Below are 20,390 nucleotides of genomic sequence, written 5' to 3'. Positions count from 1 at the left end.
ATGCGCCACGCGTTCCCCACAGTCGCCGCATTGGCCCTGGCCGTCGCCCTCGCCGGGTGCGCGAGCTCGCGCGGCCTCGCCCCCGAATCGCAGCCGCGCGACGCGAACGCGCTGGAGATCCAGCGCTCCGTCGGCGCAACGTCCGATGCGCAGTTCCCCACGCAGGCGTGGTGGACGGCGCTCGGCGATCCGCAACTCGATGCGCTGGTCGACGAAGCCTTCGCCGGCACGCCGTCGCTCGCCGCCGCCGATGCGCGCGTGCGCCAGGCGGCCGCGCAGGCCGGCCTCGCCGATGCGGCGCGCAAGCCCACGCTCGGCGCCACTGCGCAATACGTCGGCGTGATGCTGCCCGAGAACATCGCCGGCTCCGACCTCGGCGGCAATTACCAGGGCGTCACGCTGCTGGGCCTGAATTTCAAGTGGAGCCCCGACCTGTGGGGCGGCCACGCCGCGACGTGGCGCGCCGCGCTCGACCAGGCGCGCGCCAGCGAAGTCGAAGCGCAGGCCGCGCGCCTGATGCTCGCCTCCAACATCGCGCGCACCTACATCGTGTTCGCGCAGGCGAATGCCGCGCACGACACCGCCGAAGCGGAAATCGCGCGCGCCTCGCACCTCACCGAACTGGCGCAGCAACGCGTCAAGGCCGGCCTGGACAACCAGGTGCAACTGCGCACCGCCGAAACCAACGTCGCCACCGCGCGCCAGCAATCGCAGGCCGCGCAACAGCAGATCGATGCCTCGCGCAACGCCCTCGCTGCGCTGCTCGGCAAGGGCCCGGATCGCGGCCTGTCGATCGGCAAGCCCGGCGTGTTGCAGGCGTCCGCGCCCACCGTGCCCGGCGTGCTGCCGAACGAACTGCTCGGCCATCGCCCCGACGTCGTCGCCGCGCGCTGGCGCGTCGAAGCCGCGGGCGAAACCGTCCACGCCGCGAAGGCCGACTTCTATCCGACGGTGAACCTCACCGCGCTCGTCGGCCTGGCGTCGGGTCATCTCTCCGACCTGTTCACCAGCGATGCGCTGCTCGTCAACGGCGGTCCCGCGCTGAGCCTGCCGATCTTCGATGGCGGCCGCCTGCGCAACCAGCTCGCCAAGCGCGATGCCGACTACGACCTCGCCGTCGCCGATTACGACCAGTCGCTCGTCGGCGCCGTGCGCGAAGTCGCCGACGCCGTGCAGGCCGCGCGTGCACTCGATGCGCAGCTGCAGTCCGCCAACCAGGCGCGCGACGCCGCGCAGCGTGCGTACGACTTGTCCACCGCACGCTACAAGGCCGGCCTCGGCACGCAGCTCGATGTGCTCGCCGCGCAGCGTCCGCTGTTCCAGCTCGACCAGCAGCGCGACGCACTCACAGCGCAGCGCCTCACCGCCACCGTCGACCTGCAGCGTGCCCTCGGCGGCGGCCTGCAGATCGCGCATCCCATCGCCCTCGACGCCGACGCGTCGACCGCCTCCCACTAATCCCGGCCCACTTCCATGACGACTGCGATCAATCCCCCCGCCCCCGCCGCCGCGCCGAAGAACGGCAAGCGCAAGCGCGCCCTGATCATCCTGGCGCTCGTCGTGCTCATCGCCGCGATCGCCTGGCTGCTCTGGTACTTCCTCGTCGCGCGCTGGCACGAAGGCACCGACGATGCGTACGTACAGGGCAACATCGTCACGATCACGCCGCAGACGCAGGGCACGGTGGTCAGCATCGGCGCCGACGACGGCATGAAGGTCACCGCGGGCCAGGTGCTCGTGCAGCTCGACCCGAACGATGCACGCGTCGCCTACGAACAGGCCGCCGCCAACCTCGCCAATACGGTGCGCCAGGTGCGCGGCCTGTACAGCGCGGTGGATGCGAACCACGCCGACATCGCCGCTCGCCGCGTCGCCGTCGACAAGGCGCGCGAAGACGTCGCGCGTCGCAGCGGCCTGGTCGCCACGGGCGCGGTGTCGGCCGAGGAACTTGCGCATGCGCGCGACGAACTCGCCGCCGCCGAAGCCGCGCTCGCCAGCAGCCGCGAGAACCTGTCGAAGAACAACGCGCTCGTCGACGAAACCACGCTGATCGACCAGCCGCAGGTCGCCGCCGCCGCCGCGCAATTGCGTTCGGCCTACCTCAACCTGGAGCGCACGGCGATCGTGGCGCCGGTGGATGGTTACGTCGCCAAGCGCAGCGCGCAGCTCGGCCAGCGCGTGCAGCCCGGCGTCGCGCTGCTCACCGTGATCCCGCTGGACCAGGTGTGGGTGGAAGCGAACTTCAAGGAAACGCAGCTCGCGCAGATGCGCATCGGCCAGCCGGTCGAACTGCACTCCGACCTCTACGGCAAGGACGTGCGCTTCGACGGGCACCTCGTGAGCCTCGGCCTCGGCACCGGCAGCGCGTTCGCCCTGCTGCCCGCGCAGAACGCGAGCGGCAACTGGATCAAGATCGTGCAGCGCGTGCCCGTGCGCATCTCCGTCGATGCCAAGCAATTGCACGACCACCCGCTGCGCCTGGGCCTGAGCATGCACACCGACGTCGCGATCCGCGACCAGAGCGGTCCGCTGCTCGCCGCCGCGCCGCCGGCCAAGCCGCTGCTGGCCACGCAGGCTTACGCGAAGCAACTGGCCGAAGCGGACGCGCGCATCCAGAAGATCGTGCGCGCCAACCTGCCCGGCCGCGGCTGAGCCCGGGCAGCCCTCCCCATGTCCGCCACTGCAGCAAACGCCGGCGCACAGCCGCAGGCCGCCTTCCGCCCACCGAACATGGCATTGACGACGCTCGGCCTCGCGCTGGCGTCGTTCATGCAGGTGCTCGACCTGACGATCGCGAACGTGTCGTTGCCGACCATCTCCGGCAACCTCGGCGGCAGCGCGAACCAGGCCACGTGGGTGATCACGTCCTTCGCGGTGAGCAATGCCATCGCGCTCCCGCTCACCGGCTGGCTCACGCGCCACTTCGGCGAACGCAAGCTGTTCGTGTGGGCCACGGCGTTGTTCGTCGTCGCATCGCTGTTGTGCGGCCTGGCCAACAGCATGGGCCTGCTGGTCGCGGCGCGCGCGTTGCAGGGCTTCGTCGCGGGCCCGATGTACCCGATCACGCAGGCGCTGCTGATCTCGATCTATCCACCGCACAAACGCGGGCAGGCGATCGCGTTGCTGGCGATGGTCACCGTCGTCGCGCCCATCGCGGGCCCGATCCTCGGCGGCTGGATCACCGACAACTACAGCTGGGAATGGATCTTCTTCATCAACATCCCGATCGGCATCTTCGCCAGCTTCGTGGTCGGTCGCCAGCTGAAGGGACGCCCGGAGCGGCTCGAGAAGCCGAAGATGGATTACGTCGGGCTGATCACGCTCGTGCTCGGCGTCGGCGCGCTGCAGATCCTGCTCGACCTGGGCAACGACGAAGACTGGTTCCACTCCACGCTGATCGTGTGGCTGGCGGTGATCTCGACGATTTCGCTGGCGGTGTTCGTGATCTGGGAGATGACGGACAAGGATCCGATCGTCAACCTGCGCCTGTTCCGCCACCGCAACTTCACCGCGGGCACGATCGCGATGGTGGTGGCGTACGCGGCGTTCTTCAGCGTCGGCATCCTGGTGCCGCTGTGGTTGCAGCGGAACCTGGGATTCACGCCGATCTGGGCGGGTTTCGCCACCGCGCCGATCGGCATCCTGCCGGTGCTGCTCACGCCCTTCGTGGGCAAGTACGCGCACAAGTTCGACCTGCGCATGCTGGCGAGCCTTGCGTTCATCGCGATGTCGCTCACCAGCTTCGCGCGCGCCGGCTTCAACCTGGACGTGGACTTCAACCACATCGCGCTGGTGCAGTTGCTGCAAGGCTTCGGCGTGGCGTTGTTCTTCATGCCGGTGTTGCAGATCCTGCTGTCCGATTTGCAGCCGCATGAAATCGCGGCGGGCTCAGGGTTGGCGACCTTCATGCGCACGCTGGGCGGCAGCTTCGCCGCCTCGCTCACCACGTACGCGTGGACCGAACGCGGCGCCGTGCACCACGCGCACCTGACCGAAAAACTGTCGGCCTACGATCCCGGCACGATCGAGACGGCGACGCGCCTGGGCGGCGGCGACCTGCAACGCGGCGCGGCCATCCTGGAACGGATGATTTCCAACCAGGCGGCGCAGATCGGCTTCAACGAGATCTTCCACCTGCTCGGCCTGGTGTTCCTCGGCGTGATCGCGTTCGTTTGGATCGCCAAGCCCCCGTTCCAGGCGAAGGCCGGGCCGTCGGCGGAGGCCGCAGCGGGCGGGCACTGATCCGGGACGTTTCTGCCTCGTTTCGTGCTTGCCTGAATTCACATTAATGTTTACAGTGCGCCCACTGCCCGGCGGATGACCGGGCAGTGCTCCGACAGGACGGCGCGGCATTGCCCGACGGTCGCCGCGGTTCGCGCGCACCACCATGGACGCCGGTTTCCACGGCGCCATGGACATGAAGCAGTGCGAATTCCGCCGGTGGCTCGCATTGCGCGGCGCGTTGTTCAAGGAAGGCAGCAAGCACACGCGCGTGTACTACCGCGGCCGGCAGAGCACCCTGCCCCGGCATCCGGCGCACGAGATCGGTGAAGCGCTGCGCAAGGCGATCATCCGCCAACCCGGCCTCTGACAAGGAGCACGCGCATGCTGGTCTACCCCGTCACGATCGAACGCGATGGCAAGGGATGGTTCGTGCGTTTCGACGACATCCCCGAAGCGCTCACCTCCGGGCGTTCGCGCGCGCATGCGCTGTCGATGGCGCAGGACGCGCTCGAGAGCGCGATGGAGTTCTACTTCCAGGATCGCCGTCCGGTGCCGTTGCCGGGCAAGGCGAAGCCGGGCCAGGACACGGTCGAACTGCCCGCCTCGCTCAGCGCCAAGGTGCTGCTGCTCAACGAAATGCTGGTGCAGGGCATCACGCCGGCGGAACTCGCCCGCCGCCTCGACACCACGCCGCAATCCGTGCAGCGCATCATCGACCTGGACCACGTCACCAAGATCGACACCATCGCGCAGGCGTTCCGCGTGATGGACCGGCGGCTGGATTTCCAGGTGAAGCGTTGGCCGCAATCGGCCTGATCGCGGATCAGCTCGCCGCGGACATCGCGTCCGACAAGCGCTCCACGGGGATCACTTCCAGTCCCTTGAACATCCCGGCTTTCGGCGCGTTGGCCTTCGGCACGATCGCGCGCAGGAAGCCATGCGCCGCGGCTTCCTTCAAGCGTTCCTCGCCGTTGGGCACCGGGCGGATCTCGCCGGACAAGCCCACTTCGCCGAACGCCACCGTCTTGTCGGGCAACGGCCGATCGCGCAACGACGACAACACCGCGAGCAGCACCGGCAGATCCGCCGCCGTTTCCTGCAGGCGCATGCCGCCGACCACGTTGACGAACACGTCCTGGTCGCCGACGCCCACGCCCCCGTGGCGATGCAGCACCGCGAGCAGCATCGCCAGGCGATTCTGTTCCAGGCCCACGGCCACGCGGCGCGGATTGGACAGCGGCGAGGCATCCACCAGCGCCTGCACTTCCACCAGCAACGGCCGCGTGCCTTCGCGCGTCACCATCACCGCGCTGCCTGGCTGCGCGACGCTGCCGCCCGACAGGAAGATCGCCGACGGATTGGGTACTTCCTTCAAGCCCTTCTCGCCCATCGCGAACACGCCGAGCTCGTTCACCGCGCCGAAGCGGTTCTTGAATGCGCGCAGCACGCGGAAACGACTGCCGCTCTCGCCTTCGAAATACAGCACCGCATCCACCATGTGTTCCAGCACGCGCGGACCGGCGATGCCGCCTTCCTTCGTGACATGGCCGACCAGGAACACGGTGGTGCCCGTTTCCTTCGCGTAGCGCACGAGGCGGGCCGCGCTCTCGCGCACCTGGCTCACCGAGCCCGGTGCGGCGCCAAGCGATTCTGTCCACAGCGTCTGCACCGAGTCGGCGACGATCACCTTCGGCCGCATCGCCACTGCGTGTTCGAGGATGCGCTCCACGCCGGTTTCCGCCAGCGCGTGCAGGTGGTCGATCGGCAGGCCGAGGCGCATCGCGCGCCCGGCGACCTGCGCCAGGGATTCTTCGCCCGTCACGTACAGGCCCGGCAACGCGCCGCCCATGCGCGCGAGCGCCTGCAGCAGCAACGTCGACTTGCCGATGCCCGGATCGCCGCCCACCAGCACGACCGCGCCTTCGACCAGGCCGCCGCCGAGCACGCGATCGAATTCCGCGATGCCCGTCGGCACGCGCGCGTCTTCGCTGTGTTGCACGTCGCGCAACGCGGTGACCTTCGGCGCATCGACCTTGCCGGCCCAGCCGTCGCGGCGCGCGGCGGGCGCGGCCTCCGCGGCGCCGAGCGCCACTTCGCTCAGCGAATCCCACGCCCCGCACGCATCGCACTGGCCCTGCCATTTGGCGTAGTCGGCGCCGCATTCGTTGCAGACGTAGGCGGAACGCGATGCCTTCGCTTTGGACGCGGCGGATTTGTTCGATCCAAACCCGGTGACAGCCTTGGCCATGGTGTGTTGTTCGATGCGGGGAGCGACGCGGCACTGTAGCGGCTGGCGGTCTCGCCTGCCGAGACGCCTCCGGCACGCGCGCGAAAAAAAGGCCGGGCATTCCTGCCCGGCCTTGCTCCCCGATCGTGGCGTTTGTCGCCCTTACAAATCGGCGCCCGCCGCGGCGGCGTTCCGGATCAGGCCCGAGAACGGCAGCAGCTGCGTGATGTAGCGGTTCCAGCGCGTGATGCCGGCCGGGCCCACCCACACGACGTCGCCGGCGCGCAGCGGGAAGCGCGAGGCGAGCGCGAAGGCGGCAGGCGAGCGCGCGTCCAGGTGGTAGACGGTGGACGGCATGTTGGCCGTGTCGTCCATGCCGCGGATCACGTAGACCGCCTTGCCCTTGGAGGTTTCCGGATTCAGGCCACCGGCGCGGCCGAGGGCCTGCGTCAGCGACATGTCGCTGGTCTTGAAGCTGATCGCCTGCGGCGTGCGCACCTCGCCCACCACGTAGATCTGCTTGCGATCGTTGTACGGCAGGTACACGCGGTCGCCCGGCTTGAGGTAGATGTCCGGCGCCACGCCGTTGCGGTTGAGCGCATCGAGGTCGAGGTTGTAGTTGCGACCGTCGCGCGTGAGCACCAGGCCCGACAAGTCGGCATTGGCCACGTCCACGCCGGCGCGGCCGATCACCTGCGACAGCGTCTGCGGCACCACGGTGGTGTCCTGCGGCGCGGTGTTGGTGAAGGCGCCCTGCAGCGACACGCGACCGCCGTAGCCGACCACGTTGACGTCGACCTGCGGATCCTTGAGGTAACGCGCCAGGCGCTTCTCGAGCGTGCTGCGCACCTGCTCCACGGTCATCCCGCCGACCTTGACCTTGCCGGCGTAGGGATAGAACAGCGTCCCGTCCGGCTGCACCTGGCGGCCGTTGATGACCGTCTGCTGCTGCGAGCCGGCCGGCGTGGTGAGTTCCGGGTGGTCCCACACGGTGATGATGAGCGTGTCGCCCGGGCTCACTTCGTACGCGACGGGCTGGAAGCTCGCCAGTTCCTGCGGCACCACCACCGGGGCGCGCTTGGCACCGACCAGTTCGCTGGTGATCGGCATGACGTTGATCGATTCGCCCGACACCGTGACCGAGCCCGGTCCCGTCTGGGTCATCTGCTGGCCGGGAATGCAGCCGGTGAGCGCGATGGCCGATGCGAGTGCAAGGCTCAGTGTCGCGCTGGTCATTGCAGCTCTCGAGATAGTGCTCAAGGTGGATCCCTCCTGGCTGGTCGACGGCGGCCTGCGCACGTCGCGTTTGTGGTCACGTTGGCGTCGCGGAAAAGCAGGGAAAGCGCGCGACGCGGGCCGAATTCAGGTTGTCGCCGGGAGCCTACGTACAGGGATGCACGCGCCACGTGAAAAAGGGCCGCCCCACCACCCCGACCGGTTTCACGCAGGCTTATCGGCGCCGAGGCACAGGGCGACGAGGCCCGCGTACTCCTTCAACGCACGCCCGCTGCGCCACAGGGCACGGCCGCTGGGGATCCACTGGTCCGCCCAGGTACCGCCGAGCGTCGGCTCGGGCACCGGCACTTCGAAGACTTCCATGCCGTTGCGGCGGAACAGCAGGCTGGCCCGCGGCATGTGCACCGCCGAGGTGACCAGCAGGATCCGGTGGACACCCTGCTCGCGCGCCAGCATCCCGACGTAGCGTGCGTTGTCGTCGGTGTCGTGGCTCTTCTCTTCCAGCAGGAGCGCCGATTGCGGCACGCCCAGCACCTGCATGCCGCGCGCCATGTTGCGGGCCTCGGTGTTCTTGCCCACGCCGCCGCCGGACAGGATCACGCGCGGCGCGCGATCGGCCAGGAACAGGCGCGCGCCCGCGGCCAGCCGGCTGTATTTCAGGTCATCGATGGTCACGCCGGGGCGGCTCACCCACGTGTAACCGCCGCCGCCGAGCACGACGATCGCATCGGCGGTGGGCAGCGCGCGTTCGTGTTCGCTCGCGTGGCGGTCTTCCAGCGACTGCCGCAGCCATTCGGAATTGCGCGGCACCGACCACACCGCCGACCAGCCGAGCGCGAGGACGGCGAGCGTCATCGCCGTGCGGCGCCAGCGCAATCGCCACACGACGGCCGCCAACAGCAATCCCGCCAGCGTCAACGCAAGGGGAAACGTCAGCGCCACGAGCGCTTCGCGCAGGAAACCCATCACGTCAGGCCGCCGCGGCTGCCTTGTGCGCGGCGCGGCGCGTCGGCAGCAGTTCGTCGTACACCGCGATGGTGCGCGTGATCACCATCTGCTCGTCGAAGTGTTCCAGCGCGTTCTGGCGCGCGCGATCGCCGAGGCGGCGCAGCAGCACGCGATCGTCGTCGAGCTCCACCAGGCGATCGGCCAGCGAGCGCGCGCAACGCGGTTCGACGTGCAGGCCGTCGACGCCGTGTTCGCGCACCACTTCTCGGCAACCGGGCAAGTTGGTGGTCACCACGGCGAGGCCGCAGGCCGCGGCTTCGATGAGGCTCTTCGGCACGCCTTCGCGGTAATAGCTCGGCAACGCGATGACATCCATCGAACGCATCAGGCCCGGCATGTCTTCCACGTGCCCGCGCCAGTCGACGAGGCCGTCGGCGGCCCAGCCTTCCACCTGTTCGCGGCTCACCGAACGCGGGTTGCCCGGGTCGGGCGAACCGGCGATCACGAACTCGATGGTGCGGCCCTGCGCACGCAGGATGCGCGCGGCCTCGATGTATTCGCCGATGCCCTTTTCCCACAGCAGGCGCGCGGCGAGGAGCACGCGCAGCGGGCGCGGTTCGTCGATGGGCTGCACGGGGAGGAAGCGTTCCAGGTTGACGCCGGAACTGCGGATCACGCGGATGTGCTGTTCCGGCACCAGGCGCGCGCGCACGAAAGCGTCGGCGTCGTCCGGATTCTGCAGGATCAGGCGCGACTGCTTGCCACCCAGCGTGCCGCGCATCAGCAACTTGACCATCGGGCGCAGCGTGCGCGCGAGCATGCGTTCGCTGGCGAACACGTAACCCATGCCGGCCACCGCATTGACGACCGCGGGCACGCCGGCGGCGCGCGCGGCGATCGCACCGTAGATCGCGCACTTGACGGTGAAGTTGTGCAGCAGGTCCGGGCGCTCTTCGCGCAGCACGCGCGCCAGCGTGCGGATCAGTGCCGCTTCGCGCACCGGGTTGAGGCTGGCGCGATCCATCGCGAGCTGGATCCAGCGCAGCCCGTGCGTCTCGAACCGCGCGCCGAACTCGCCGGGCGGCGACAGCATCACCACCTCGTGTCCCTCCGACTTCAGGCGCAGCGCCGTGGAGAGGCGGAAGTTGTAGAGGTACCAATCGGTGTTGGCGTAGAACACGAACTTCATCGGAGCTCCGCAAGGCGATAGTCGTAGATGACGCCGCGGTGGCGCATGCGCGGCGTTTCCGCCGGCGCAGCCACGCCCGAACGCACCATCCACGGGAAGACGAGGAACAGCAGGAAACACGAGGCGTAACGGATGCCACTGCCGGGGTTGTAGATGCCGAACGGCACGTACGCGACCAGCGTCACCAGCATCGCCGGCAACCAGGCGAGCACCAGCACCTTGCGCGGCAGGCCGGCCGGGGCGCGGAACGCCTGCTGGATCGCATAGAGCAGCACGAAGAAGACGACCAGCCCCGACACCATGAAGGGGAACATCACCGGCCGCGACAGCACTTCGCCAGGCGTGGGACCGACCAGCGACAGCGGCAGCGTCCACCACAGGCTGGAGAACAATTCGTTGGTGTCGGCGATGTTGACCCACATGCGCGTCGTCGCCGACCCGATCGTGAAATACGAACGCGCCTTCGGCAGCACTTCGCCCGCGATGTACGCATCCAGCTGCGGCCACGCGACCACCAGCACGAGCGCCGCGAGCAGGAACATCACCAGCGCCTGCACGCCCGTGCTCAACCCGGTACGCGGTCCGCGCACGAGGATCCACGTCATCAGGAAGCAGCCCGCCATCGCCGCGCCGAACGGCGCGCGGATGAAGACCATGCCCGCGACGCAGAACACCGCGAGCCACCAACGCAGGAATCCACCCGAACGCACGTAACCGACCAGCGCGCCCATGAAGAATCCGAGCAGGCCGATGTACAGCGATTCGCGCCCCACCACCGACGCCCACACACCGAAACTGGGGATCAGCAGGATCGCGAGCAACGGCCAGCGGTACTGTCCGTGCAGGCGCGCCTGGCCGACGAGGTAGGCCACGCCGCTCGCCGCGAACAAGGAAAACACCAGGTGCGCGAGCACGTCGACGTGCACCAGGCCGATGACCGTCGTGGCCAGCTGCGTCACGAAGTACGTGCGCGCCGACGATGCATCGTCGTACGCGCCCGTGAGGTACGAGCGGGCATCGCCGAGCTGGCTGTATCGGCTGTAGACGAACACCGCGAACAGCGACCACGCCACGAAGATCGCGTAGATCGTCGCCTTCCCAAGCATCACGCGGGCAGGCGGCGGCGCCTGGTGTTCGGCGGCAATGTCGGTATAGGCCGGATCCATGACGCCGTGATAACGATCGAGCCGTGAGGGGTCCGTCATGAATGCATGCCCTTCGCACGGTGGAAATGCCGCACGCCGTGCCACGTCCCGAGCAACAGCACCGTTTCCGCGGCAACGGTCGCCCAGGCGGCGCCCACCTCATGGAAGAACGGGATCAAGGCGGCGTTCAGGACGATGGCCACGCCGGTGGCCCACGCCATCGCGTACACCCGGTACCGCATGTGGTGGTCGGTGAGCAGCGCCGAGCCCATTGCGGTCGACAGGAACCGGATCGGCGGACAGATCGCCAGGATCATCAGGATCGTGGTCACGCCGGCGTAGGCGTGGCCGAACACGCGCGGCACCACGAACGGCGCCACCACCACCAGCGAGGCGCTCACGGCGAGGCCGAGCAGGAACATGCCGAGGTTGCCGCGCTTGTACACGAGCCAGAACTTCGGCTGGTCGTGCGCGGCCCAGCGGTGCAGTTTCGACAACAGGAATTTCTGGTAGATCGTCGCGGGGATGAGGTAGATCGCCGTCATGATCGCGAGCGCGATGCTGTAGATGCCCGCGTACGCATCGCCCGCCAGGTACTTCAGCAGGATCGTGCTGATCTGGAAGAACACCGGATAGAGCACGGCGACCATGCCGTACATCCACGCCTGCGACCACACTTCCGCCACGCGCGGCGGTTGCGTCGGTGCGGGGATGTCGACGCGTGGGCCGTGGCCGCGCAGGTCGATCTCGCCACGGATCATGCCGCGCAGCTGCGGCAGCGCGAAGCCGACGAGCGCGAGCGAGATCAGCGCGTAGGAAATCGACACGAAGCGCCCGGTCAACGTCGGCACCAGCAACAGCGCGAGCGCCACCACGAACCGGCTCGCCGGGATCGCGAGCTGCCACGACGCCATCTGCCCGTAACGATCCTCCAGGCGCAGGCGGTTGCTCATCAAGTCGATCGCCAGGATGCTGAGCACCACCGGCGTCAGCACGAGCAGGTCGAAGCGCGTGTCCGCATCGGGCGCGACGAACAACGCCCAGAACACGATGATCGCGAGCGCGGCGATCGTGGTGCCCGTGGTGAAGCGCAACGACGGCCGCAACCAGCGCGCGGCGGCCCAGCCCTCGATGCCGTACACCTTCAACCGGAACTGGGTGAGCCCGAAACCCGCGAGCGGCGCGATCATCGTCACCGTCGCCAGCGACGACGCGAACAGGCCATAGTCGTCCGGCCCGAGCTCGCGCGCCAGCAGCGTCTGCGTCAGGAACACCAGCACGGCGCCCAGCGCGGTGGCCGCGCCCAGCATGCCGATCGTGGTCAGCGCCCGTTTCCAGCCCGGCACGAGCCAATGTGCGAGCCGTCCCGGGCCCGGTTCCATCGCCACCGAGGCACCCCCTGCCTGCTTCGAATCCATCCGCGCCGCGTCCTGCACCAAAGCCGCCGGACGATACCGGCGGCGTCGTGAAGAACAACGCACGAAGCAGGCGATGGATGCCAAACGACGGGCAAAAAGAAAGGCAGGCGCCCCCCGACGCCTGCCTTTGGGTGGGCCCGCGCAGCTGCGCGGGGCCCGCCGTCCGGTGGATTACTTGTAGAAGTTGGACATCACGCGCACGTTGGTCGTCATCGTCTTGACCAGGATGTCGCGCTCGATCTTCGAGGTCCACCCGGTCTGGGTGAAGTCGACGCGGTCCACGATGCCGTTGCGCGCGTAGTTGCCGTAGAAGGTGTTGCCGGTGATCTCGCAGTCGTTCGAACCGTCCTGGATGTACACGCCGGTCGCCGAATTGAGGCGGATCGTGTTGGCCTCGATGCGCATGCTGTTGGTGCCCACGGTGACGATGCCGCAGCTGCCGTTCTTCTCGATCGTGCAGCGGCGGATCGACGTGTTGGTCGAGCGCTTGTAGGCCATCAGGCCGTACTTCTTGTTGCCGCGCAGCACGCAGTTCTCGATCGACACCACGTTGGAGATGCCCGGATCGTCCGGCTCGATGTCGATGCCGCACTCCGGCGCCGTGCCGTTGCTGTTGCTGAATTCCGAATCGCGGATGACCACGTTGTTGCCGCGGCCGATCGACAGGCCCTGGCGACGGTTGTTGGTGCACACGACGTTGGCGACCACCACGTCCTCGGACGGGATGGGATCGCCGTTGAAGACCAGCGCCGCGCCGATCGACATGCCGTCGCCCCAGCAATCCGACAGCAGCATGTCGCGCACGGTCACGCGCTGCGAACCGCGCACGAACACCGCGTGGCCCCACTCGCCGGTCGTGCCGAGGTGGTTGTAGCGATCGCCGGTCACGCGGCCGCCGGAGATCTCCACGTCCGACACCTTGTAGGCGTAGATGACGTAGGCCTTCTCTTCGGCGTTGGGCTTGCACACCAGCGTGGCCGCCGGATCCAGCTGCAGGTGCATTTTGCTGCGAAGGTTGATCGAGGTGACGGCGTTGATCAGGTAGTTGCCGGCCGGCACGGTGACGGTGCCGCCGTCGGCCGGGAGCGCCTTGATGGCGGCGTTGAAGGCGGCGGTGTCGTCGTGCACGCCGTCGCCGAAGGCGCCGTACTTGCGCACGTCCAGCACGGTGGCGCCGCGGGTGCGGGCCGGCGGCGCGTAGATCGACTGGAGGGTGGGCGTGCGGCGGACCGTTGCGGCCGATGCGCCGAAGGCGACGCCGCCGAGCGCGAGCGGAACGCCCGCGAGCAGTGCGTTGCGAAGGAAGGTGCGGCGGCCGAGGCCGTCGAGCTGCTGCGTCTTCGTGTCCATTCCCCGTCCCCTTTCACGTCGCGCTCACATTCGCGGCGTGGGTCGGACACTAGGGAGAGGACGCAGCGAACGTCACTGGCCTCGTGTGCAATCTGTGGACTGCGTTGAATCTTCACCGGATGGACGGTCCGGCCTTCACGCGTTTCACGAATCTGACTGGGGAAATGCGCGGCTTGCGCCCGCCTGACTGGGGCAACGGGCGTCCGGGGGCAAGCGTGATCCAGTGCACGGAGTGCGCAATTCGCATATGGACAAGCGGGAACAGGGAACAGGGGAACAGGGAACAGATGGGTTGACCTGTTCCCTGTTCCCCGTTCCCCATTCCCGCTCTTGCTCAGTCGGTCTTGTTGTCCGGCGCGATGCGGACGGGGCCCACGCCGTCCTCGATCTTGATGTGCGGGGCCATGCGCGCGTTGGCGCCGAACGACACCAGGGGCTTGCCGCCCGCGTTGCGCGCGAATGTGTTGCCGGCCACCGTGACGCCCGAACTCTTGTCGCGGATCACCAGGCCTTGCTTGCCGTTGCCGCGGATCTTGTTGCGCTCGATCGCCACGTCGCTCGCGCCGACCGCCAGGATGCCGGCGTTGCGGTTGTCTTCGATCGTGCAATCGCGGATCGCCACCGACGTCGCGCGCTTCCACACCTGGATGCCCGGCCCGCGGTTGCGGCGGAAGATGCAGCGCTCGATGCGCACGTCCTTCGCCATGTCGCCCGCGTCGGGCTCCACGTCGATGCCGGCCGACGGCGGCGTGCCCCCGGTGTCGCTGAACTCGCAGTCGTGCACGTACACGCGCCGCGAGCGTCCGATGCTCAGGCCCTGGCGGCGATTGCCCAGGCTCGCCACGTTCGCGATCTCGATGTCGGTGCTCGGGCGCATCACGCCGCCCTTCCCCGCCTTCGTCGAGCCGATCGAAATGCCGTCGCCCCAGCAGCCCGAGATGCGCACGTCGCGCACCTTGACGTTGGACGCGCCGTAGATCGCGATGCCGTGGCCCCACTCGCCGGTGGTGCCCAGGTGCGCCTTGCGCTCGCCGAGGATCTGCCCGCCGCTGATCGTGATGTCCTGCACGCCCTGCAGCAGCAGCACGTAGGCGCGCGGCAAGGCATTCGGGATCGCACGCAGGCGCGCGTTGCGATCCATGCGCAGCTGTGTGCCGCTCGCCAGGCGCACGCTGCGTTGCGCATCGATCATGTAGTCGCCGGCCGGCACGACGACGATGCCGCCGTGCGCCGCGTCGATCGCGTCCTGGAACGCGCGCGTGTCGTCGCTGCGCCCGTCGCCGCGCGCGCCGAACTTGCGCACGTCGAACGTCGCGGCCGCAGTCGCAGCGCCCGCACCGAATACCAGCAACGGCACGCCCGCCACGGCGACGCGCAAACAGGCGCGCCGCGACACGGCGGCGCCGGAGGTCTTCGAAGGCGTCATGCGATGCGGTCCTGTCCCTGCAGGCGGCCCGTCAGCCAGGGCAGCAGCACGGCGAGCAGGTAGAACTTCGAGGCGTGGTACTTGTTGTCCAGCCGCGTGCGGTTGCGATCCAGCCAGTTGACCGCACCCGGCAACGCATGCCGCGCATCTTCGGCGAACGCATGCACCTGGTCGTAGCGCGCGGCGGCGAGCCCGCGCACGTCAAAGCGGAAGCTGCCCTTGTGCTGCACGTACGGCAGGCTCGAGAAGCGCGTGGCGATGTGCTGGCGCACGAGCACCTTGCTCAGGCCCGTGACCGGATCCATCAGCAACTCCACCGGCACGTCGCGGTAGATCCAGTCGCAGAAATGCGGATCGCAGAAGGGATAGGCGATCTTCATCGGCATCGCTTCGGCGGTGTACAGGCCCTTCGCGAAACCGCCGGCGGCCGCCGCGATCGACAGCGACATCACCCGGAATTCCTCCGGGCTCGTCGCCGTGCCGATCTCATCGAGGAACGGCTGCAGGCGCGCGCGCGACTGGTGCGCGATGGTGCGGCCGCACAGTTCGTCCACTTCCGCGTCGGTGAAGCGCGAACCGGGGAACACGCGCTCCACGGCGTTCATCTGCAACGTGCCCAGCGCGAAGCACAACTCGAAGTTGTCGCCGACCCACGGCAGTTCCGTCGTCTTGCGCGGCAGGCGCACGCCGCGCGCGAGCCACTTGAGGATCTTGTACTGCGAATTGACCGGGATGCCGAAGTACGTATCCGAGCCCAGCCCGTCGACCATGCCGTCGCCGCGCAACGACGCGATCTCGTAGGCCAGGTCGCAGTACGACAGCAACGCGAAGTCCGCGGTGAGCGACGGCATGCGCGGCGCGAGTTCGAGGTAGCGGTCGTACGCGCGGCCGGGATCGCAGGTCAGCGCTTCGTGGCGCAGGCCGAGCGTGGTGGCCACGGTGCGCGCGGACGCGACTTCGTTTTCCTCGGTGCCGCCGAGGTAGGTGATGCACGTGGTGTCGGGCCGCGCGTCGGCCAGCGCGATCGCCAGCGTCGTGGAATCCTTGCCGCCGCTCTGCAACGAGAACGGCGCGGCGATCTCCGCACAGCTGGACTCGATCGCTTCGCACAGGTGGCGATGGTAGGCCGCCACCCAGTCCGGGGACGCCACAGCGTGCCGGTCGCGCTTCTTCCCGCTGTCGCGCCAGCGGAAGCGCCATGCGTCCGGCCCGTGCGGATCGCGCCCGGCCAGGTTGGCCGAGAGCGACTGCATGTCGACGCCTTCGAAGATCGAATGCGGCGGATAGACGAACCCGTTGCGCAACACGTCGGCGACGGACACCGCATCGATCGCCTGCCCGTGCACGTCGGCGACGGGCGCGCGTGCGGCCGCCGCGGGCGACGGGGTCGTGGCAAGCGCGGACGGGGTCATCACGAGGGTCACGGCACCTGCTGTTCGCGTGCGCGATGCAACTGGATCCAGGGGAGCACCACCGCCAGCAGGTAGAACTTGGAGGCGTGGTACTTGTTGTCGAGGCGACGGCGATTGCGTTCCAGCCAGCCCGCGGCGCCCGGCAACACGTCGCGTGCCTGCACGGCGAACTCGTGCACGGTATCGAAGCGCTTGACGGCCAGGCCGCGCACGTCGAAGCGGAAACTGCCCTTGCGCTTGACGTACGGAAGATCGGGGAAGCGTGTCGCGATATGGTTGCGCACCAGCACCTTGTTGGTCCTCGTCACCGGATCGATCATCTGGTGCGGCGGGACTTCCCGGTACACCCATTCCCTGAAACGCACATCGCAGAAGGGATAGGACGCGTGCATGCCGAGCGCGCTGCACGTGTACAGGCCCTTGGCGAAGGCACCGGCAGAGCCGGCGATGGACGTGGACATGTCGCGCCATTCATCCGGGCTGCTCGCCGAGGCGATTTCCTCCAGGAACGGCGCCAGGCGCGCCTGCGATTCGCGCGAGATCGGCTGGCCGAACAATTCGTCGACTTCCGCATCGGTGAAGCGCGAACCCGGGAACACGCGCTCGATGGAGTTCATCTGCAGCGTGCCGAGCATGAAGCACAGCTCGAAGCTGCGGTCGATGAGCGGCAGTTCCGCCAGGGCCGGCGGCAGGCGCACGCCGCGCGCGAGGCGCTTGAGCAAGCGCTGCTGGCGCGACATCGGCGTACCGAAATAACTGTCGGCGCCGAGGCCGTCGATCACGCCGTCGCCGCCGCGGCCGGAGATTTCGGTCGCCAGGTCCACGTAGGACAGCAGCGCGAAGTCCGCGGTGAGCAGCGGCATGCGGTCGGCGACCGCGAGGTAGCGATCGTAGGCGCGCGCCGGATCGCACTGCAGCGATTCATGGCGCAGGCCGAGCGTCTTCGCCACCATCGTGGCGGACTCGACTTCGTTTTCCTCGCGCCCGCCCAGGTACGTCATGCACACCGTGTCGGGGCGCGCATCGGCGACCGCGATGGCGAGCGTCGTGGAATCCTTGCCGCCGCTCTGCAGCAGCCACGGGTTCTTCGACTCGCGCGTGGAGGCGGCCACCGCGTCGACGAGCAGCTTGTGGTACGTGCCGACCCAGTCGATGTCGTGGTCGGGATGCGAGGCATCGGTGTCGCCGCGCTTGCCCGAATCCCGGAACTTGAAGTGGAACTGCGGCGCCACCTGCATGTCCTGCGCCGGCGAGAAACCGAACGTCACCAGCTTGACGTCCTTGAAGATCGAGTTCGGCGGATAGACGAACGCGTTGCGCAGGATGTCGGCGACCGAGACGTAGTCGATCGGGCGATGCGGTGCGGTGTTCGCCACTTCGGAGAAATCCGGCGTGCCGTAGTACGGCGACATCGTGATCTGCAGCGGCGGCGGTCGCTGCAGGGACGGCGCGAGGGCGCGGGGATCGAGCATCGAGACATTCATGGGTCAGCGGTACGCCTGATGCTTGTTGCTGGTGGTCTGGGGGAGGTACTCGTAGTACGTGTATGCGTAGTGGCCACCGCTGCGCTTCTGGACGCCGTTGAAGATCGCGCCCTTCACTTCCACGCCGTTCTGCTCCAGGCGCTGCTTGGCCAGCGCGATTTCGCGCTGCTGGTTCAGGCCGAAACGCACCACCATCAGGCACGTGCCCACCTGGTGGCCGATCACCGCCGCGTCGGTCACCGCGAGCACCGGCGGCGTATCGATGATCACGATGTCGAAGCGCGGACCCACCTGCTCCAGCAACTCGTTGAACGCAGGGTTCATCAGCAGCTCGGACGGGTTGGGCGGGATCTCGCCGCGCGAAATGAAGGACAGGTTGTCGGCGCCGGCGACCTTGCGGATCGCTTCTTCCAGCGGGATCTGGCCGGTGATCAGTTCCGACAGGCCGCCTTCCGAACGCACGCCCACCGCGTGGTGCAGCGTGCCGCGACGCATGTCCGCATCGATCAGCAGCACCGTCTGGCCGGCCTGCGCCATGGTCACGGCGAGGTTGGCGCAAACGAAGGTCTTGCCGACGCCCGGGCTCGGCGCGGAGATCATCAGCAGGTTGTTCTTGGTCTTGAAGCGCGCGAAGTGCAGGCTCGTGCGCAGGCTGCGCAGCGCTTCCATCGCAAGGTCGGTCGGTGCGTTGAGCGCGAGCAGGCGCTGCGACCCGTTGGGGAAGCGGCTCGGGTGCATCGTGATCTCGCGGCCGCGCTCGCTGTACGGGATGGACGCGTACACCGGCAGGCCCAGCAGCTCGATGTCGGCCGGGTCTTCCACGCCGCGGCGCATCATCTGGCGGAACAGCACGAAGCCGAACATCAGCAGCGCGCCGAGCAGCGTGCCGCCGAACACCACCGGCAACGGCTTCGGCCACGCCGGGCTGTCGTAGTTGACGGCGGCCGGATCGATCACGCGCGCATTGCCGACCGCGCTGGCGCGCGCGATGTCGAGCTGCTGCGCCTGGTCGAGCAGGCTGGCGTAGGTCTGGTTGGTCACTTCCACGTCGCGCGTCAGGCGGAACAGGCCCTGCTGCGTTTCCGGCAGCGCGGCGATGCGGCCCTGCAGCTGGCCCTTCTGCGCCTGGAACTGCGCGATCTGCGACAGCACCGCCTTGTACATCGGATGCGCCGGCGTGAAGCGCGCGGCGAGGTCGGCCTGCTGGATGCGCAGCTGGCTGATGGCCGAATCGATCTGCACGGTCTGGTTGAGCAGCGACTGGTTCTGCACGCCGACATCCAGCGTCTGCGTGCGCGACTGGAACGCGGTGAGCGCGGCCTGCGCCTTGTCCAGTTCCTTGCGCACGTTGGGCAGCTGGCGCTTGACGAACTGCAGGCGCTTGGCGGCTTCGGCCGAATTGCGCGCGACGTTCTGGTGCACGTAGGCGCGGCTGACCTGCTCGAGCACCTGGCGCGCGAGCACCGGGTCTTCGTTCTCGTAGCTCAACGCGATCACGCCGGAATCGCGGCCCTGTTCGGACGCGCTGATGTCGTGGCGCAGCTTGTCGAGGATCGCCAGCGAGTTGAGGCGCGTCACTTCGAAGCGCATGCCCGGGTTCGCGTTGAGGCTGCGCACCAGCATGTTGACGCCGCCGGCCTGCACCGGCTTGCCGACGGTGCCGCGGACGAGCGCGCGGCCTTCCGGATCGTAGAGCGTGTAGGTATTCGCGTCGCCGGCGACGAGGCGCAGCGGCTGGTCGATCAGTTCCTGCGGCACGTCCAGGCGCGCGACCTGCACCGACTCGCCGCCCCAGCCGTAGCGCGCCATGCCGAACCACGGTTCGTTGACGGCGTTGGGATGCGACGGCGTGAAGTGGCGCGCGATGTAGCTGCCGAACAGCGGGAAGCGCGCCGGCTGCACCTGCACGTCCAGGTCGAGGTTGTCGAGCGCTTCGCTCAGCACCGTGCGCGAGGTGAGAAGCTGGATCTCGGTGGTGGCCGGCGATTCGGCCGGCGAGGACTGCTGCGCCGCGTTGGCGTTGAGGCCGGGGAACGTCGGCATGCGCCGTTCCACCTGCACCGTCGCATTGGCTTCGTACTTCGGCGTGGCCAGCACGACGTACAGCACGCTGAGCAGGAAGAAGGCGAGCGTGCCGAACAGGATCATGCGCTTGTGATCGCCCAGGGTGGACATCAGCGTGCGCAGGTCCAGCTCCTCGTCGCGCACCGAGGACGGGGCGATGTGCGGCGGCGGCGTGGTGCGGGTGGAAAGGTATGTCGCCATTGGTTTTTCACTCATCCATATAAGTTGGTTGAAACCCACGCCCGCTCAGGCGTCCGCTGCCTGCGC

General features: G+C 68.3%; 16 protein-coding genes. 5 read left to right on the top strand and 11 right to left on the bottom strand.

All coding sequences use genetic code 11. The features are described from left to right. The 5 genes from LYSCAS_RS11955 (at nucleotide 1) to LYSCAS_RS11935 (ending at nucleotide 5,040) form a co-directional block, all read left to right on the top strand. Nucleotides 1-1,458 carry an efflux transporter outer membrane subunit gene (locus LYSCAS_RS11955; protein ID WP_213434259.1) on the top strand — a complete coding sequence of 486 codons (1,458 nt, stop codon included), beginning with the start codon at nucleotides 1-3 and terminating at the stop codon, nucleotides 1,456-1,458. Nucleotides 1,459-1,473: 15 nt separating this feature from the next. Next, a complete protein-coding gene (locus tag LYSCAS_RS11950; RefSeq protein ID WP_213434258.1) occupies nucleotides 1,474-2,652 on the top strand; it encodes an efflux RND transporter periplasmic adaptor subunit in 1,179 nt (392 codons plus the stop codon). 18 nt (nucleotides 2,653-2,670) lie between these two features. After that, nucleotides 2,671-4,242 (top strand): DHA2 family efflux MFS transporter permease subunit, encoded by a 1,572-nt coding sequence (locus LYSCAS_RS11945; protein ID WP_213434257.1) that lies wholly within the window; start codon nucleotides 2,671-2,673, stop codon nucleotides 4,240-4,242. Between the two features lie 145 nt (nucleotides 4,243-4,387). After that, on the top strand, nucleotides 4,388-4,591 hold the full coding sequence (locus LYSCAS_RS11940) for a hypothetical protein (RefSeq protein WP_213437897.1): 204 nt from the start codon (nucleotides 4,388-4,390) through the stop codon (nucleotides 4,589-4,591). A 14-nt stretch (nucleotides 4,592-4,605) separates the two neighbouring features. After that, a complete protein-coding gene (locus LYSCAS_RS11935) occupies nucleotides 4,606-5,040 on the top strand; it encodes a type II toxin-antitoxin system HicB family antitoxin (RefSeq protein WP_213434256.1) in 435 nt (144 codons plus the stop codon). Between the two features lie 7 nt (nucleotides 5,041-5,047). Here the strand turns inward: LYSCAS_RS11935 and radA are convergent, their stop codons facing one another. From radA to LYSCAS_RS11880, 11 genes are all read right to left on the bottom strand, one after another. Next, entirely contained in the window at nucleotides 5,048-6,472 is a 1,425-nt protein-coding gene (gene radA, locus LYSCAS_RS11930; protein WP_213434255.1) for a DNA repair protein RadA, read from the bottom strand. Between the two features lie 141 nt (nucleotides 6,473-6,613). After that, the gene (locus tag LYSCAS_RS11925) at nucleotides 6,614-7,687 is read right to left on the bottom strand and encodes a polysaccharide biosynthesis/export family protein (RefSeq protein ID WP_244858535.1); all 1,074 of its coding nucleotides are present in this window, start codon (nucleotides 7,685-7,687) and stop codon (nucleotides 6,614-6,616) included. A gap of 204 nt (nucleotides 7,688-7,891) precedes the next feature. Continuing rightward, nucleotides 7,892-8,653: a YdcF family protein gene (locus tag LYSCAS_RS11920; RefSeq protein ID WP_213434254.1), complete on the bottom strand. Its 762-nt coding sequence runs from the start codon at nucleotides 8,651-8,653 to the stop codon at nucleotides 7,892-7,894. Nucleotides 8,654-8,657: 4 nt separating this feature from the next. Further along, entirely contained in the window at nucleotides 8,658-9,824 is a 1,167-nt protein-coding gene (locus LYSCAS_RS11915) for a glycosyltransferase family 4 protein (protein WP_213434253.1), read from the bottom strand. Then, nucleotides 9,821-11,029: a hypothetical protein gene (locus LYSCAS_RS11910; protein WP_213434252.1), complete on the bottom strand. Its 1,209-nt coding sequence runs from the start codon at nucleotides 11,027-11,029 to the stop codon at nucleotides 9,821-9,823. Before LYSCAS_RS11910 ends, LYSCAS_RS11915 begins: the two co-directional genes overlap by 4 nt. Continuing rightward, nucleotides 11,026-12,387 carry a lipopolysaccharide biosynthesis protein gene (locus LYSCAS_RS11905; protein WP_213434251.1) on the bottom strand — a complete coding sequence of 454 codons (1,362 nt, stop codon included), beginning with the start codon at nucleotides 12,385-12,387 and terminating at the stop codon, nucleotides 11,026-11,028. The genes LYSCAS_RS11910 and LYSCAS_RS11905 overlap by 4 nt, the downstream gene beginning before the upstream one ends. A 171-nt stretch (nucleotides 12,388-12,558) precedes the next feature. Continuing rightward, complete coding sequence (locus LYSCAS_RS11900) at nucleotides 12,559-13,737, bottom strand: right-handed parallel beta-helix repeat-containing protein (protein ID WP_213434250.1); 1,179 nt, start codon at nucleotides 13,735-13,737, stop codon at nucleotides 12,559-12,561. A gap of 334 nt (nucleotides 13,738-14,071) precedes the next feature. Next, on the bottom strand, nucleotides 14,072-15,163 hold the full coding sequence (locus tag LYSCAS_RS11895; RefSeq protein ID WP_213434249.1) for a right-handed parallel beta-helix repeat-containing protein: 1,092 nt from the start codon (nucleotides 15,161-15,163) through the stop codon (nucleotides 14,072-14,074). Further along, entirely contained in the window at nucleotides 15,160-16,575 is a 1,416-nt protein-coding gene (locus LYSCAS_RS11890; RefSeq protein WP_213434248.1) for an asparagine synthase-related protein, read from the bottom strand. The genes LYSCAS_RS11895 and LYSCAS_RS11890 overlap by 4 nt, the downstream gene beginning before the upstream one ends. Before the next feature lie 8 nt (nucleotides 16,576-16,583). Then, nucleotides 16,584-18,047, bottom strand: a complete 1,464-nt coding sequence (locus LYSCAS_RS11885) for an asparagine synthase-related protein (RefSeq protein WP_213434247.1) — start codon at nucleotides 18,045-18,047, stop codon at nucleotides 16,584-16,586. A gap of 15 nt (nucleotides 18,048-18,062) precedes the next feature. Next, nucleotides 18,063-20,324, bottom strand: a complete 2,262-nt coding sequence (locus LYSCAS_RS11880) for a polysaccharide biosynthesis tyrosine autokinase (RefSeq protein WP_213434246.1) — start codon at nucleotides 20,322-20,324, stop codon at nucleotides 18,063-18,065. Nucleotides 20,325-20,390 lie beyond the last annotated feature (66 nt).

It is taken from the genome of Noviluteimonas caseinilytica (assembly GCF_018406605.1).
In the GTDB taxonomy this organism is placed as follows: domain Bacteria; phylum Pseudomonadota; class Gammaproteobacteria; order Xanthomonadales; family Xanthomonadaceae; genus Noviluteimonas; species Noviluteimonas caseinilytica.
This window is presented reverse-complemented; position numbering and strand designations above follow the sequence as displayed.

Excerpts from the sequence above, each read along its gene's own strand:
- LYSCAS_RS11955 (WP_213434259.1), top strand. The coding sequence starts at position 1 with ATGCGCCACGCGTTCCCCACAGTCGCCGCATTGGCCCTGGCCGTCGCC.
- LYSCAS_RS11950 (WP_213434258.1), top strand. The coding sequence starts at position 1,474 with ATGACGACTGCGATCAATCCCCCCGCCCCCGCCGCCGCGCCGAAGAAC.
- LYSCAS_RS11945 (WP_213434257.1), top strand. The coding sequence starts at position 2,671 with ATGTCCGCCACTGCAGCAAACGCCGGCGCACAGCCGCAGGCCGCCTTC.
- LYSCAS_RS11940 (WP_213437897.1), top strand. The coding sequence starts at position 4,388 with ATGGACGCCGGTTTCCACGGCGCCATGGACATGAAGCAGTGCGAATTC.
- LYSCAS_RS11935 (WP_213434256.1), top strand. The coding sequence starts at position 4,606 with ATGCTGGTCTACCCCGTCACGATCGAACGCGATGGCAAGGGATGGTTC.
- radA (WP_213434255.1), bottom strand. The coding sequence starts at position 6,472 with ATGGCCAAGGCTGTCACCGGGTTTGGATCGAACAAATCCGCCGCGTCC.
- LYSCAS_RS11925 (WP_244858535.1), bottom strand. The coding sequence starts at position 7,687 with ATGACCAGCGCGACACTGAGCCTTGCACTCGCATCGGCCATCGCGCTC.
- LYSCAS_RS11920 (WP_213434254.1), bottom strand. The coding sequence starts at position 8,653 with ATGGGTTTCCTGCGCGAAGCGCTCGTGGCGCTGACGTTTCCCCTTGCG.
- LYSCAS_RS11915 (WP_213434253.1), bottom strand. The coding sequence starts at position 9,824 with ATGAAGTTCGTGTTCTACGCCAACACCGATTGGTACCTCTACAACTTC.
- LYSCAS_RS11910 (WP_213434252.1), bottom strand. The coding sequence starts at position 11,029 with ATGACGGACCCCTCACGGCTCGATCGTTATCACGGCGTCATGGATCCG.
- LYSCAS_RS11905 (WP_213434251.1), bottom strand. The coding sequence starts at position 12,387 with ATGGATTCGAAGCAGGCAGGGGGTGCCTCGGTGGCGATGGAACCGGGC.
- LYSCAS_RS11900 (WP_213434250.1), bottom strand. The coding sequence starts at position 13,737 with ATGGACACGAAGACGCAGCAGCTCGACGGCCTCGGCCGCCGCACCTTC.
- LYSCAS_RS11895 (WP_213434249.1), bottom strand. The coding sequence starts at position 15,163 with ATGACGCCTTCGAAGACCTCCGGCGCCGCCGTGTCGCGGCGCGCCTGT.
- LYSCAS_RS11890 (WP_213434248.1), bottom strand. The coding sequence starts at position 16,575 with ATGACCCCGTCCGCGCTTGCCACGACCCCGTCGCCCGCGGCGGCCGCA.
- LYSCAS_RS11885 (WP_213434247.1), bottom strand. The coding sequence starts at position 18,047 with ATGCTCGATCCCCGCGCCCTCGCGCCGTCCCTGCAGCGACCGCCGCCG.
- LYSCAS_RS11880 (WP_213434246.1), bottom strand. The coding sequence starts at position 20,324 with ATGGCGACATACCTTTCCACCCGCACCACGCCGCCGCCGCACATCGCC.